The organism is Grimontia celer, assembly GCF_900055185.1.
In the GTDB taxonomy this organism is placed as follows: Bacteria; Pseudomonadota; Gammaproteobacteria; order Enterobacterales; family Vibrionaceae; genus Enterovibrio; species Enterovibrio celer.
Genome location: NZ_FIZX01000034.1, coordinates 1 through 687, shown reverse-complemented (window position 1 = coordinate 687; position 687 = coordinate 1). Strand labels below are relative to the sequence as shown.

Below are 687 nucleotides of genomic sequence, written 5' to 3'. Positions count from 1 at the left end.
TCCAAAATCTTTCGCTGGCACTACCTCGCTCTGAAGAGCGTATCTATGGAGTAGAGCTGACGGTGGATCATCAGCTTGATGACAACTGGAAATTGGGAGGTTTGTTAACGTGGACTGAAGGTGAGCGTTATGACGAAAATGATGATCGCTGGAAAGCTCTGAACGGCTACCGTATCGCACCGTTACAGCTTCATGCCTACACTGAATATTCTCCGAATAATCAGTGGTTCCACCGTCTTCAAGTGAACTACAGCGGTGCTCGTGATGACGCCTTTGAAGATCAAATTGGCTTTGGCAGCAATGAGATTGATGCATACACCACGGTTGATTACAGCGCTCGCTATCAAGTGGCAGCGCACACGCTTAGTTTAGGTATCGAGAACCTTTGCAACGAAGATTACTACACGGTATATGGCCAGTTGCTGCGCAATGGCAACAACCAAAGCCATGTCAGTGCATCAGGTACCACTGTAAAAGCCAGTTATAAATACCAATGGTAAGAACAACCATCATCTTAGCCCTCTCTAATGCTGTCGACTTACCTTTACCTGTATTCGGCTGACACAGTACAGTGTATAGCAACTGCTTTCTTGTGAGTCATTCAAAGGGGAGCAGTTGCCTGAGCAAACAAGCGCCAAACTCTTGGCCACTTTTGCACATGATAGTTGAGCGTTTTTTCTACTCGCA

General features: G+C 46.4%; 1 protein-coding gene. It reads left to right on the top strand.

Annotation, left to right across the window (positions count from 1 at the left end; all coding sequences use genetic code 11):
- On the top strand, window positions 1–500 hold a 500-nt coding region (locus GCE9029_RS25285; RefSeq protein ID WP_157487856.1), incomplete at its 5' end, for a porin family protein.
- Between the last annotated feature and the right edge of the window lie 187 nt (window positions 501–687).